The sequence below is a fragment of the Streptomyces sp. NPDC037083 genome (assembly GCF_055606485.1).
In genome coordinates this window covers 383464-397327 of the sequence record NZ_JBVJSQ010000004.1, presented here as the reverse complement: position 1 = coordinate 397327, position 13864 = coordinate 383464, and the positions used below count along the sequence as shown (strand labels likewise).

The 13864-nt window shown below is 71.1% G+C and carries 9 protein-coding genes and 1 pseudogene; 6 read left to right on the top strand and 4 right to left on the bottom strand.

The window, feature by feature from the left end:
- Positions 1–28: 28 nt before the first annotated feature.
- Positions 29–317, bottom strand: a pseudogene (locus tag ACZ7DE_RS13855) (cellulose-binding protein); the annotation flags it as partial.
- 368 nt (positions 318–685) lie between these two features.
- Here ACZ7DE_RS13855 and ACZ7DE_RS13850 point away from each other — a divergent pair.
- Together ACZ7DE_RS13850 and ACZ7DE_RS13845 are read left to right on the top strand one after the other, a co-directional pair.
- Positions 686–3601 (top strand): glycoside hydrolase family 48 protein, encoded by a 2916-nt coding sequence (locus ACZ7DE_RS13850; protein ID WP_470760718.1) that lies wholly within the window; start codon positions 686–688, stop codon positions 3599–3601.
- Positions 3602–3898: 297 nt separating this feature from the next.
- The gene (locus ACZ7DE_RS13845; protein ID WP_470760717.1) at positions 3899–6568 is read left to right on the top strand and encodes a cellulose binding domain-containing protein; all 2670 of its coding nucleotides are present in this window, start codon (positions 3899–3901) and stop codon (positions 6566–6568) included.
- 45 nt (positions 6569–6613) lie between these two features.
- Here the strand turns inward: ACZ7DE_RS13845 and ACZ7DE_RS13840 are convergent, their stop codons facing one another.
- The 3 genes from ACZ7DE_RS13840 to ACZ7DE_RS13830 all read right to left on the bottom strand — a co-directional run bounded on the left by ACZ7DE_RS13840 (position 6614) and on the right by ACZ7DE_RS13830 (position 9872).
- Positions 6614–8497, bottom strand: coding sequence for a rhamnogalacturonan lyase (locus tag ACZ7DE_RS13840; RefSeq protein ID WP_470760715.1), 1884 nt, complete (start codon positions 8495–8497; stop codon positions 6614–6616).
- A gap of 197 nt (positions 8498–8694) precedes the next feature.
- Positions 8695–9459, bottom strand: coding sequence for a class I SAM-dependent methyltransferase (locus ACZ7DE_RS13835; RefSeq protein WP_470760713.1), 765 nt, complete (start codon positions 9457–9459; stop codon positions 8695–8697).
- A 107-nt stretch (positions 9460–9566) separates the two neighbouring features.
- Positions 9567–9872: a 4a-hydroxytetrahydrobiopterin dehydratase gene (locus ACZ7DE_RS13830; protein WP_470760711.1), complete on the bottom strand. Its 306-nt coding sequence runs from the start codon at positions 9870–9872 to the stop codon at positions 9567–9569.
- 365 nt (positions 9873–10237) lie between these two features.
- On the opposite strand from ACZ7DE_RS13830, the gene ACZ7DE_RS13825 reads away from it, so the two are divergent.
- From ACZ7DE_RS13825 to ACZ7DE_RS13810, 4 genes are all read left to right on the top strand, one after another.
- A complete protein-coding gene (locus ACZ7DE_RS13825; protein ID WP_470760709.1) occupies positions 10238–11071 on the top strand; it encodes a helix-turn-helix domain-containing protein in 834 nt (277 codons plus the stop codon).
- Positions 11072–11182: 111 nt separating this feature from the next.
- Entirely contained in the window at positions 11183–12046 is an 864-nt protein-coding gene (locus ACZ7DE_RS13820) for a helix-turn-helix domain-containing protein (RefSeq protein ID WP_470760706.1), read from the top strand.
- Positions 12047–12526: 480 nt separating this feature from the next.
- On the top strand, positions 12527–13459 hold the full coding sequence (locus ACZ7DE_RS13815; RefSeq protein WP_470760704.1) for a trypsin-like serine peptidase: 933 nt from the start codon (positions 12527–12529) through the stop codon (positions 13457–13459).
- Between the two features lie 87 nt (positions 13460–13546).
- Positions 13547–13777, top strand: coding sequence for a hypothetical protein (locus ACZ7DE_RS13810; RefSeq protein ID WP_470760702.1), 231 nt, complete (start codon positions 13547–13549; stop codon positions 13775–13777).
- The last annotated feature ends 87 nt before the right edge of the window (positions 13778–13864 follow it).

The window sequence follows — 13864 nt, the reverse complement described above, 5'->3', positions numbered from 1 at the left end:
AGATCAGGGACGGACCGAAGGAGCGGTTCCGGACGGTGTCGACGTTCCAGTCGGCGATCGCCTCGACGGCGGCCGCGACGGGCCCGTCCCGGTCGCCTCGGCCCGGTACGCAACGCGCGCACATGGACCGCCGCCGGACCGGTTCACGCCGAGCAGCCGGCGGCTCCTCCCGTCGGCGTCCACGACTCGGTTCCCCGAGACGCGCGACACGGGCGGGCCGTCACCGGTGACCGGCGGATCGGTCGAGGGCGGTGTGGTGGGGTGGGCGTCGGCGCGGGTTCCGAGTCGACGTCGCGGGTCGTGCCGTTGCGCTTGAAGACGTACGCGGCTCCCCGCGCCGTGACGACCGGCAGCAGGGCGATCGCGACGGGGCGACCGAGCCGGACACGGCTGTGAGCACGGAACGCGGGGGGTGCCGCATGAGCGACTCCTTGCAGCTCAGGCGCGTCGCGACGAACGCGTCGACTGATGGAACCGCTCCCACTGGTGTCTCGAAGTTAGCTCCAAGCGCTGGCAAAGAACAGAGGGGTTGCTGACTTTCCCTCAACTTGCCGCGTCGAATGTTTTCGACTCTTCAAGCACCTTGACCGCGTTCACCCCCATCCCCACTATGGGAGCGCTCCCACTGGTTCAAGGCTTGTTGCTCCTCCCCCCACTTCTCCGAGCCGCAAGGAGGAACCAGCACATGGATCCCTCACGCAGACGCCGCGGGGCGCGGCGGCTGTGGACCGCCGCCGTGGCGGCCCTCGCGCTTCCCCTCGCCATGCTGAGCACGAGCACAACCCCCGCCCAGGCGGCGGCACTTCAGTGCAGCGTCGACTACAAGACCAATGACTGGGGCTCCGGGTTCACCGCGGATCTGACCCTCACCAACCGGGGCACCGATCCGATCAACGGCTGGACCCTGACGTACTCCTACGCGGGCAACCAGAAGCTCTCGAACGGCTGGAACGGCAGCTGGGCCCAGTCCGGCCAGAAGATCACGGTGAACAACGCCTCGTACAACGGGACCGTCGCCGCCGGGGCCGCGGTCAGCACGGGCGCGCAGTTCACCTACAGCGGCGCGAACGCCGCTCCCTCGAGCTTCGCGGTCAACGGCACCACCTGTGCCGGCGCGCACCAGCCGCCGGTCACCGTGCTGACCAGTCCGACCGCGGGCGCCGTCTACACCCAGGGCGACGCCGTGCCGCTCGCGGCGACCGCCGCGGCCGCCGACAACGCCACCATCACCAAGATCGAGTTCTACGACGACACGACCCTGCTGGGCACGGACACGAGCTCCCCGTACTCCCTGTCCGCCTCCGGGTTGTCCGTGGGCAGTCATTCGCTGGTCGCCAAGGCCTACGACAGCCTGGGCGCGTCGGCGTCCTCGACGCCGGTGGGCATCACGGTCGCCTCGGGACCGGCCGTGGTCGCCTCCACCAACCAACTGGCCGTGCAGCAGGGCAAGACGGGCTCCTACTCACTGAAGCTGTCGACTCGGCCGCCGGCCAACGTGACCGTCACGACCGCGCGGACGACCGGCAACACGGGCCTGACGGTGACGGGTGGCGCGAGCCTCACCTTCACGCCGTCGAACTGGAGCACCGCCCAGAACGTGACCATCACCGCCAACGCCTCCGGCACCGGCGCGGCGACCTTCGAGTCGACGGCCACCGGACACGCGAAGGCCTCGGTCACCGCCACCGAGATCGCGGGCGCCAAGGCGTACGACGCCCGGTTCCTCGACCTCTACGGCAAGATCACCAACCCCGCGAACGGCTACTTCTCCCCCGAGGGCATCCCCTACCACTCGGTCGAGACGCTGATCGTCGAGGCCCCGGACCACGGCCACGAGACCACCTCGGAGGCCTACAGCTACCTCCTCTGGCTCCAGGCGATGTACGGGAAGATCACCGGCGACTGGACCAAGTTCAACGGCGCCTGGGACATCATGGAGAAGTACATGATCCCCACCCACGCCGACCAGCCGACCAACTCGTTCTACAACGCATCCAAGCCGGCGACGTACGCGCCCGAGCTGGACACCCCGAACGAGTATCCGGCGAAGCTGGACTCCGGCGTGTCCGTGGGATCGGACCCGATAGCCGGTGAGCTGAAGACGGCCTACGGCACGGACGACGTGTACGGCATGCACTGGCTGCAGGACGTCGACAACACCTACGGCTACGGCAACGCCCCCGGCAAGTGCGAGGCCGGACCGTCGGACACCGGCCCGTCCTACATCAACACCTTCCAGCGCGGCGCGCAGGAGTCGGTGTGGGAGACCGTGCCGCAGCCGACCTGCGACGCCTTCAAGTACGGCGGCACGAACGGATACCTGGACCTGTTCACCGGCGACTCCTCCTACGCCAAGCAGTGGAAGTTCACCAACGCGCCGGACGCCGACGCGCGCGCGGTGCAGGCCGCGTACTGGGCGGACGTCTGGGCCACGGCGCAGGGCAAGGGCGGCGACGTCTCCACGACCGTCGGCAAGGCCGCGAAGATGGGCGACTACCTGCGCTACGCGATGTACGACAAGTACTTCAAGAAGATCGGCAACTGCGTCGGACCGACCGCCTGCCCGGCCGGCACCGGCAAGGACGCCTCGCACTACCTGCTGTCCTGGTACTACGCCTGGGGCGGCGCCACGGACACCAGCGCGGGCTGGGCCTGGCGCATCGGCTCCAGTCACACCCACGGCGGCTACCAGAACCCCCTGGCCGCCTACGCGCTCAGCAGCTACGCCGACCTGAAGCCCAAGTCGTCGACGGGCCAGGCGGACTGGGCGAAGTCGTTGGGCCGGCAGCTGGAGTTCTACCGCTGGCTGCAGTCCAGCGAGGGCGCCATCGCGGGCGGGGCGACGAACAGTTGGGCGGGCCGCTACGCGACTCCCCCGGCCGGCACGTCGACCTTCTACGGCATGTACTACGACCAGCAGCCCGTCTACCACGACCCGCCGTCCAACCAGTGGTTCGGCTTCCAGGCGTGGTCGATGGAGCGGGTCGCCGAGTACTACCAGCAGACGGGGAACGCGAGCGCCAAGGCGGTCCTCGACAAGTGGGTCGACTGGGCTCTGTCCAAGACCACGATCAACCCCGACGGCACCTTCCGGATCCCCTCCACGCTCCAGTGGTCGGGCCAGCCCGACACCTGGAACGCGTCGAGTCCCGGCGCCAACACGGGACTTCACGTCACCGTCGCCGACTACACCGACGACGTCGGCGTGGCCGCCGCGTACGCCAAGACCCTGACGTACTACGCCGCCAAGTCCGGTGACACGGAGGCGAAGACGACCGCCAAGGCGCTCCTGGACGGGATGTGGGCGAACAACCAGGACGCCCTGGGCATCGCGGTCCCGGAGACCCGCGCCGACTACAACCGCTTCGACGACGGCGTGTACGTCCCGAGCGGCTGGAGCGGCAGGATGCCGAACGGCGACACGATCAACTCCTCCTCGACCTTCGCCTCGCTGAGGTCCTTCTACAAGAGCGACCCGGCCTGGTCGAAGATCGAGAGCTATCTCGCGGGCGGCGCCGCGCCCGTGTTCACGTACCACCGGTTCTGGGCCCAGGCGGACATCGCCCTGGCCATGGGCTCGTACGCGGAGCTTCTGGAATAGCCCCCGCCGAGCGGCTCCGCGCGTCGGACGGTACCCCTCGGCGGGCCGGACGTGGCGGTCGCGCGGTCCCCCGCGTCCCTCGCACCCCTGCGGGGCGCGGGTCGGCACCGCCCGTCGCCGGAGTCGCTCGAAGGTTCCGCGTACGTGGCCCCGTCACCTGACGACGGGGCCCCGGCCGGGCGGCCCCCACCCGCACAGGGGGCCGCCCGGCAGTCGCACGTCCCGCGACCGCACGTCCCGCCCCTCCCCCCGCGCCGAACTCCTCCCCCTGGCTATTCGCGAGGAAGGACCCCCACCGTGCGAAGAACCCGCATCCTCACGGCCGCGCTGGTGCTCGCCGCCGGTCTGCTCGCGGGCGGCCCGCCCGCCCTGGCCGCGGACGGCAACCCGAAAGCGACGCTCGCCGCCGAGTCGTACACCTGGAAGAACGCCCGGATCGACGGCGGCGGCTTCGTGCCGGGCATCGTCTTCAACCGCAAGGAGAAGAACCTCGCCTACGCGCGCACCGACATCGGCGGCGCGTACCGCTGGCAGGAGCCGAGCAGGACCTGGACGCCGCTGCTGGACTCGGTCGGCTGGACGGACTGGGGACACACCGGCGTGGTGAGCCTGGCCTCCGACTCCGTCGACCCGGACCGGGTGTACGCGGCCGTCGGCACCTACACCAACAGCTGGGACCCGGGCAACGGGGCCGTGCTGCGCTCCGCCGACCGGGGCGCGAGCTGGCAGAGGACGGATCTGCCGTTCAAGCTGGGCGGCAACATGCCCGGCCGCGGCATGGGCGAGCGGCTCGCGGTCGACCCGAACCGGAACAGCGTGCTGTACCTGGGCGCGCCGAGCGGCCGGGGCCTGTGGCGGTCGACGGACGCGGGCGTCACCTGGTCGCAGGTGACGAACTTCCCCAACGTCGGCGACTACCGGCAGGATCCGGCCGACACGAGCGGCTACGCCTCCGACAACCAGGGCATCGTGTGGGTCACCTTCGACGAGTCGACCGGCGCCTCGGGCACGGCGACGAAGACCCTCTACGTCGGCGTGGCGGACAAGGACAACGCGGTCTACCGCTCCACCGACGCGGGGGCGACCTGGACGCGGCTGGCCGGACAGCCGACGGGATACCTGGCGCACAAGGGCGTGCTGGACGCCGTCAACGGCCATCTGTACATCGCGTACAGCGACAAGGGCGGCCCCTACGACGGCGGCAAGGGCCGGCTGTGGGGGTACGCGACGGCGACCGGGACCTGGACGGACATCAGTCCGGTGGCGGAGGCCGACACGTACTACGGCTTCAGCGGACTGACCGTCGACCGCCAGAAGCCCGGCACCGTCATGGCCACGGCGTACAGCTCCTGGTGGCCGGACACCCAGATCTTCCGCTCCACGGACAGCGGCGGCACCTGGACGAAGGCGTGGGACTACACGTCGTACCCCGACCGCGCGAACCGGTACACGATGGACGTCTCCTCGTCGCCGTGGCTGACCTGGGGCGCCAACCCGTCGCCGCCCGAGCAGGCACCCAAACTCGGCTGGATGACCGAGGCGTTGGAGATCGACCCGTTCAACTCCAGCCGGATGATGTACGGGACGGGCGCGACGATCTACGGCACGGAGAACCTGGCCGACTGGGACAGCGGGGGCCGGTTCACCGTCAAGCCTATGGTGCAGGGGCTGGAGGAGACGGCGGTCAACGACCTCGCCTCTCCCCCGTCCGGCGCGCCCCTGCTCAGCGCGCTCGGCGACGTCGGCGGCTTCCGCCACACGGATCTGACGAAGGTGCCGTCGATGATGTTCGCCTCGCCGAACTTCACGACGACGACCGGCCTGGACTTCGCCGAGGCGAACCCGAACACGGTGGTGCGGGTCGGGGACCTGGACTCCGGCCCGCATGTGGCCTTCTCCACGGACAACGGCGCCAACTGGTTCGCGGGGGCGGACCCTTCGGGGGTCAGCGGCGGGGGAACGGTCGCCGCGGCGGCGGACGGCGCCCGGTTCGTGTGGAGTCCGGCGGGCGCCGCGGTGCAGTACACCACCGGTTTCGGCACGTCGTGGCAGGCCTCGAGCGGGATCCCGGCCGGTGCGGCCGTCGAGTCGGACCGGGTCGACCCCAAGGTCTTCTACGGGTTCAAGTCCGGCAGGTTCTACGTGAGTTCGGACGGCGGCGCGACGTTCACCGCGTCCGCGGCAAGCGGTCTGCCCAGCGGCGACAGCGTGCGCTTCAAGGCATTGCCCGGCACGAAGGGCGACGTCTGGCTGGCGGGCGGCGCGAGCGACGGCGCGTACGGGCTGTGGCACTCCACCGACGGCGGCGCCACCTTCGCCAAGCTGTCGAACGTCGAGCAGGCCGACACGATCGGGTTCGGCAAGGCGGCGACGGGGGCGTCGTACCAGACCCTCTACACCAGTGCGAAGATCGCCGGTGTCCGTGGCATCTTCCGCTCCACGGACAAGGGCGCGACCTGGACCCGCGTCAACGACGACGCCCACCAGTGGGGCTGGACGGGCGCGGCGATCACGGGCGACCCGAGGGTGTACGGGCGGGTGTACGTGTCGACGAACGGCCGGGGCGTCGTCTACGGCGACACCTCGGACACCGGCGGCGGAGGCGGGGGTACGGATCCCACCGACCCGACGGACCCCACGCCGACCGGGGCCTGCGCGGTGACGTACGCCATCACCAACCAGTGGTCGGGGGGATTCCAGGCGGACGTCAGGCTCACCAACACGGGCATGAGCGCCTGGTCCGGCTGGAACCTCAGCTGGGCCTTCCCGAACGGGCAGACCGTCTCGCAGCTGTGGAACGCCGACTACACGCAGTCGGGTTCGACGGTGACGGCGAAGAACGTGAGCTGGAACGCCAACGTGGCGGCCGGGTCGTCCGTGAGCTTCGGCTTCACGGGCAGCTGGTCGGGGTCGAACGCGAAACCGGCGGCGTTCAAACTGGGTGAGCAGAGCTGCGCGGTGCGCTGACGACCGTGGGTGCGCGCCCCGGGGACGGGACGCGCACCCGCTCGCTCAGGGCGTGTGGACCGTCGGGCGCGGCGCCGCCGCCATTCCGTCGCCGAGGAAGTAGCTCGGGTGCGGCGGTTGGTTGTATGCGGTGTTCTGCCAGGCCAGGCCGGTGCGGTACATCGTGTCGTGGAGCAGGGTGGTGATCCGCGTCGTCGTCTCGTACGGCGTCGAGTAGATGCGCAGGGCCGTGTTGTCGCCGGTCGGCCAGACGACCTCCTCCCGCCAGTCGCCCAGGATGTCGCCCGACAGGGACGGCGTCGCCTTGGTGCCGTTGTTGGAGTGGACGCCCGAGCCGGTCAGCAGGCGGGTGTCGGAGGACGTGCCGTACTTGTCGATGTGGGTGCCGTCGAGGAGTTCGCGGACGGGGTCGGCGTCCCACCAGGACAGGAAGTTGGCAGAGGACGGTTCCCGGCCCTTGGCCGCGCCCGCCTCGTCACGGATCGAGGTGTCGGAGGCCGACCAGACCTCGGCGCCGGCGTTGCCCGCCCAGATGTCGGCGGCGACTCCGCGGCCGTTGTCGCAGCAGGCCGCCAGTTTCCAGTTGACCGTTCCCTTCGCCGGGTCGATGTACAGCTCGGCGGGCTGACTGGCCGACTCCGAGACCTTGAAGTACTCCAGGCCCGCGTGTGAGGGGTCCAGGTCGCCGAGGTGCTGGGCGTCGCCGTGCCCGGTCTTCGTCGTCCACAGGCCGCTGCCGTTGTCGTCGACCGCCATCGCGCCGTAGACGACCTCGTCCCTGCCGTCGCCGTCGACGTCCCCGACGGAGAGGCTGTGGGAGCCCTGGCCGTCGTAGCCCCTGCCGGTGTTGGCGGAGGCATTGGTGTCGAAGGTCCAGCGACGGGTGAAGGCGCCGCCTCGCCAGTCCCAGGCGGCGATGACGGTACGCGTGTAGTAGCCGCGCGCCATGATCAGCGAGGGGCGGGAACCGTCCAGGTAGGCGGTTCCGGCGAGGAAGCGGTCGACGCGGTTTCCGTACGCGTCCCCCCAGGACGAGACCGTGCCGCGGGCCGGAACGTAGTCGACGGACTGCATCGCCTTGCCACTGCGGCCGTCGAACATGGTCAGGTACTCGGGGCCGGACAGCACGTAGCCGCTGGAGTTGCGGTGGTCTGCGGAGGAGCTGCCGATCACCGCGCCGGTACCGTCCACCGTGCCGTCGGCCGTCTTCACGGCGACCTCGGCCCTGCGGTCGCCGTCGTAGTCGTACACCTGGAACTGGGTGTAGTGGGCGCCGGAGCGGACGTTGCGGCCCAGGTCGATCCGCCACAGGCGGGTCCCGTCGAGCCGGAGGCCGTCGAGGACCGTGTTGCCGGTGTAGCCGGACTGGGAGTTGTCCTTGGCATTGGTCGGCTGCCACTTCAGGACGATGTCCAGGGCGCCGTCGCCGTCCAGGTCGCCGACGGAGGCGTCGTTCGCCTCGTAGGTGTAGGCGACGCCGTCGGGGGTCGTGCCGCCTGCCGGCGGGCTGATCGGGACGTCCTTGTAGCCCGTGCGCATCTGGATCGCGTGAACCGAGTCGGCCTGCTCGACGCCGCCCACGATCGCGCGGACGGTGTAGTCGGCCTGGGCGGGGGCGCCGGAGTGGAAGTAGTTCGTGGGGCCGGTGACCGGGGACGCGTTGACCTTGACGCCGGCCCGGTAGACGTTGAAGGAGACGCTGTCGGGGTCGGTGCCGAGCCAGCGCCAGCTGACCAGGTTGCCGCTGTCGGTGTGCACGCTGACGACGCCCCGGTCGAGGGCTTCGACCTGGCGGGCCGTGGCGGCCTCGGCCGTGCCGGCGCCGAGCGTCGTCAGTCCGGCGCCGACCAGGGCCGCGGTGACGGTCAGCGCGGAGAGGACGACCCTTCGTCTGCGGGGCCTGGGCGGGTGCGGGTGCGAGTGCTGCACGAGACGTACCTCCCGGAAGGACGGACGGGTTCCGTCCTCTCAGTTGCCGCCGCCGATCGCGGAGTTGCCGCGTCCGGCGGCCGGTTGTGCCGCCGTCCTCGTGATCCGCGCGCGGGGTCTTCTCGTCGGACGGTGGCGAGACCTGGCCGGCCGACCGGGTCGGGGGCGTCATGCCTCCGGGCGTCCCGGGTCCGGCGTCACGCCTGCGGAATCGGATCGGGGACCGGTTTCCGGAACGCCCTGAGGGTGAACACGGGGTCGGCTCGGGGCCGGTCCTGGTCGGGCAGTGACGCGAGGCGGGCGGCGAAGCCGTCGGCGAGGGGGTGGCCGGGCGGCAGGGTGACGAACCAGCCGCGCCGCAGGTCGGCTATCGCCCGTCGCGGACTGCGGCCCTGCCCCCGCCCCGGGAAGCGTGCCTCCCCGGCCGGGACCAGACCGCAGCCGAGGGCGTAGGACTCCACGGTCCCGGCGGTGTCCGAGGCCGGCCGGCGCGGGCGTGAGGCCAGGACGACATCGATGTCGCTGCCCACGTTGTGCGAGGCGCCCTTGTCGACCGTGGTGACGTACGTCCCGCCGGGCCGCAGCACGCGCGCGCACTCGGCGACGATCCGCCGCGCGTCCGCGGGATCCTCCACCAGATGCAACAGCCACACGCTGCTCACGGCGTCGAACTGGCCGTCACGGAAGGGGAGTCGGCGGCCGTCTGCGAGGAGGACGGCGCCGGGCAGCCGGACGGCCGCGTGCCTGGCCATGGCGGGCGCCCGGTCCACGCCCGTCACGCGCAGCCCCTCCCGCCCGTCCGCCAGCCGCCGGGTCACGATGCCCGTGCCGCAGGCGACGTCCAGCAGACTGCGCGCCCGGGCCGGCACGAGGCTCAGGACGCCCTGTGCGGCGGCTGCCGCCCTGGGCTCTCCGCCGCGCGAGGCGTCGTAGCGTTCGGCTTCCTTGTCGTAGTCCAGCACGCGCCCTCCCCGTTGCCCGGTCGCCGTACCCCGGCCTGCCCGCACCCGTCTCCGTACCGGTGTTCCGTCTCGCGCCCGTGCCGCCCCGCCCGCGGGCGCCGGGCGGGTCAGCGTGCCCCGTGCGCAGGGGCCGCTTCCTCCACACGGCGGGCGAGCTCGACGTCGAGGTCGGTGACGGCGCCGCCCGCGCTGTGCGTGTGCACGGCGAGGGACACCGTGTTGTAGCCGAGGGTGAGCTCCGAATGGTGGTCGAGCTCCTCCTGGATCCGCGCGACGTGGACGACCAGGGCGGTCGCGGCGAAGTGGGAGGCGAGCCGGTAGGAGCGGGTGAGCCGCCCGCCGTCCAGGGCCCAGCCGGGCAGCTCGGACAGTCGTTCCTCGATCTCCTTCTGCGACAGCGGTTCGACGGCCATGACCCGGCTCCCTTCCTGGGTGTCGCGTACCTGTCCAGCGTGCCACAGGAAGGCCGCGGCGGCCCTGGTCAGAAGGGCTGCCCGTGGGCCGCCCGTGGTCAGCGGGGCTCTCCGTGGTCAGCAGGACTCGTCGCTCGGAAGAGCACGTCGTGATCAGAAGGGCTCCAGGTGGTCGGAAGGGCCCCCGGTGGTCAGTGAGGGGCGTCCCCCCTCGACAGGTGGTCTCCGCCGCCAGGTCGTCCGCCGGTACGACCATCGCGGCCCGGCCCTCCACCCACGCCGGCCCCGCCGTCGCCGGAGTGGCTGTTCGAGGGAGGTCTTCGACCGGTCGTCCCTGCGCTCACTCCTCAACTACGGTTTCGTGTATGGCCATTGTCCCAACCGGTACGAACGCCGAGTCCGCCGTCCCCGTCGAGAGGGGCGTCGGCCCGCTGTTGCGGGCCTGGCGGGAGCGCCGGCGGATGAGTCAGCTCGAGCTGGCGCTGAGCGCCGGGTCCTCGGCGCGGCACGTCAGCTTCGTCGAGACGGGCCGCTCCCGGCCCAGCGAGGAGATGGTGCTGCGGCTCGCCGAGTGCCTGGACGTGCCGGTGCGGGAGCGCAACGCGCTGCTCCTCGCGGCCGGTTACGCTCCGCGCTACCCGCACACCCCGCTGGACGACCCCGCGCTGGACGCGCTGCGCACGGGCCTGGAGCGGCTGATCCAGGGCTACGAGCCGTATCCGGCGCTGGTGATGGACGTGCGCTACGACGTGGTGGCGGCCAACCGGGGCATCACGATGCTGTTGGACGGCGTCCCGGAGTCCCTGCTCGCGCCGCCGCTCAACGCGATGCGCCTCACGCTGCACCCGCAGGGTCTCGCACCGCGCATCCGCAACCTGCGCGAGTGGCGCGGCCACCTGCTGGCGCAGATGGAACGCCAGATCGCCCTGGACCGCTCCGCGCCGCTGAGGGAGTTGTACGAAGAGGTGGCCGCGTACCCGGTCGCCGCCGAGGCGGTCGATCAGGCGGAGCAGACGGAACCCGCGCCGTACTTCGCGCTGCCGATGCGGATCGAGCACGAGGGGCGGATCCTCTCCTTCATCTCGTCCGTGTCCACCTTCAACACCCCCATGGACGTGACCGTCGCCGAGCTCGCCGTCGAGACGTTCCTCCCCGCCGACCCGGCGACGGTCAAGTACCTGCAGTCACTGCTCGGCTGATGGTGCATCAGTTCACAGACTCCGATGAATGTTCGACTCCGTTACCGTGAGAACCGACGCCGGAACGTGACACACTGGCCCGCGTGCCCGAACGCGTAGGGGAGACGTGGCGTGAGTGAACGGCGGCCCGCACCCACGGTGGGCCAGGTGGTGCTCGGCAGGCGACTGCAGGAGCTGCGCGAGGCGGCCGGCCTCAGCCGCGAGGAGGCGGCCCGCGCCCTGCGTGTGGCCCAGGCGACCGTACGGCGCATGGAGACGGCCGACGTGGCGCTCAAGGTTCCCTACGTACAGGTGCTCCTGGAGGCGTACGGCGTCCCCGAGGCCGAGACCGAGGCGTTCGTCTCACTCACCGAGGAGGCCAACCGTCCGGGCTGGTGGCAGCGCTACCACGACGTGCTGCCGGAGTGGTTCAGCCTGTACGTGAGCCTGGAGGGCTCGGCCCGGCTGATCCGCTCGTACGAGCCGCACTTCGTGCCCGGGCTGCTGCAGACGGAGGCCTACGCGCACGCCGTGCTGGAGGCGGGCACGGTGGGGCGGACGACGCCGCAGTCGATCGAGCGGCACGTGTCGCTGCGCATGGCACGCCAGCGGCTGCTGGAGAGCGAGGACCCGCCCCACCTGTGGGTGGTGATGGACGAGACGGTGTTGCGTCGCCCGGTGAGCGTGGACGCCGCCGTGATGGCCGAACAGCTCGACAAGCTCGTGGAGTTCGCCGAGCGCGACCGGGTCACCCTGCAGGTCTCCGAGTTCGCGGCCGGTCCGCACCCGGGGACGTCCGCGCCGTTCTCGCTGTTCCGTTTCGCCGAGCCCGAGCTGCCCGACATGGTCGTCACCGAGTATCTGACCGGCGCCCTGTACCTCGACGACCGCAAGGAGGTCTCCGCGCATCTGGAGGTCCTCGACCACATGACGACGCACGCCGCGTCCGCCCTGCGCACGAAGAAGATCCTGCGCGACGTCCGCGGCAGCCTCTAGCCGGACCCGGCCGGAGCCCGGCCCGTCCTGGCCCGGCCCGACGCCCGCGTCCCTCCTCCCTTCCCTCCCGTCCCTCCCTCTCGACCTTCGGGAATCACCGGCCACCCCCGGCCGCGGCGCCTCGACAAGATCGTGTGCCGGGCTTCCCGTGCGGTTGTCGGCGGCGGCGTTCCTCCTGATGCCGGAGGACACGGGTGGCCGTATCGTGATGAATATGCACGTAAGGGGTTGTGGCACCGGCTGACTCCCTCGGGGGCGCCGTTGGTGCGCATTCCCCACCGCGCGACACGCGTCGGGGCGCAGGATCGCAGCCCTTTCCCGCGGCACAAGGCCTGATCGCGGGAGGGCGCAAGCGCCGGGCCGGGCTCCGCCGAGACCGTCATCCGCAGACGCGGTCCGCCCCTGTGGTCAGCACGTGGCACAAGGTCCAACTCCTTCTTGGCGTTGCGGTGTTGCCAGTAGATCGGAAGGTTCAGGGAAATGACACGCGATCAGCACACGGGCGTCTCGAACCAGCCCGAAGAACAGGCCGCCCTCGCAGCGGAGCAGGCTCCGGTCACGGGACCGTCGGAGGGGGTGGAAGGACTGGCGAGTCAGCCCGGCTCCGACGGTATGGAGCAGGTCGACGACTATCAGCGTCCGGAATACGAACGTCTCTCGGCTGAAGTGTGGACGGCGCCCACCGCGGACCTGCGCGACGTCGGCGAGGCGTCGTTCGGCCCACTGCCCCCCGTGGCCGAGACCGTTCACGGAGTGGACGACCGGGTCAGGATCACGAACACGGCGGCCTATCCGTGGCGGGTTCACGCGTCGCTGCTCATCACCGCCGCGGACAACTCCCGGTGGATCGGGACCGGGTGGTTCATCGGACCCCACACGCTGGTGACCGCGGGCCATGTGGTGCACATCAAGAACAGCGGGGTGCCCGGGCGCGACGGATGGGTCAAGAGCATCCAGGTCATGCCCGGTCGCGACGACACGGTGCTGCCCTACGGCTCCGTCACCAGCACCAACTTCCGCTCGGTGACGGGCTGGATCAACTCCGGCGACGAGAACTACGACTACGGGGCGATCATCATCCCCACCGAACTGGGCTCCACCACCGGATGGTTCGGGTTCGGCGCGTGGCCGGACGCCGACCTGCTCAAGACCACCGGCAACATCTCCGGGTACCCGGGCGACAAGCCCCCCGGCACCCAGTGGTACGACGCCCGCGGCATCAGCTCGGTGAACGCGCTGAAGGTGTACTACGACATCGACACCGCCGGCGGACAGAGCGGCAGCGCCGTGTGCCGCATCGTCGACGGCGGCCGGTACGCGGTCGCGGTCCACGCCTACGGCGGGGCGACTGCCAACTCCGGGACCAGGATCACCCGTCCCGTCTACGACAACCTGGTGGCCTGGAGAGCGTGACGCTCTCCGCGGGCTGCCGCCCTGTCGCCGAAGGCGGTGAGGACGCCGGTGCCGCAAGGTGACCCTCCGTGCCTGATCACCGGAGTCGTGGAGGACGTCAACGGCAGGCCCGTACCGGACGCCACCGTGTACCTGACCGCCGGACCGGGCCCGTTTCCCGACGTCGCCGCGCTGTCCGCGGCCGACGGGAGCTTCGCCCTCTCCGTCCGCGACGAGGGCGCCTACATCCTTCGGAGCACGACACCGGACGGCGGGGTCGCCGAGGCAGCGGTGACAGCACGGGGCGACCGGCCGACGCGGGTGCGCCTGCGGATCTGAGCCCGTGCCCCGGCGACCCGGCGTGCGGCAACGGCGAGCCCTCCCCCGACGCGGCCCCGACGCCGAGACCTCAGCACACCCGAGGAA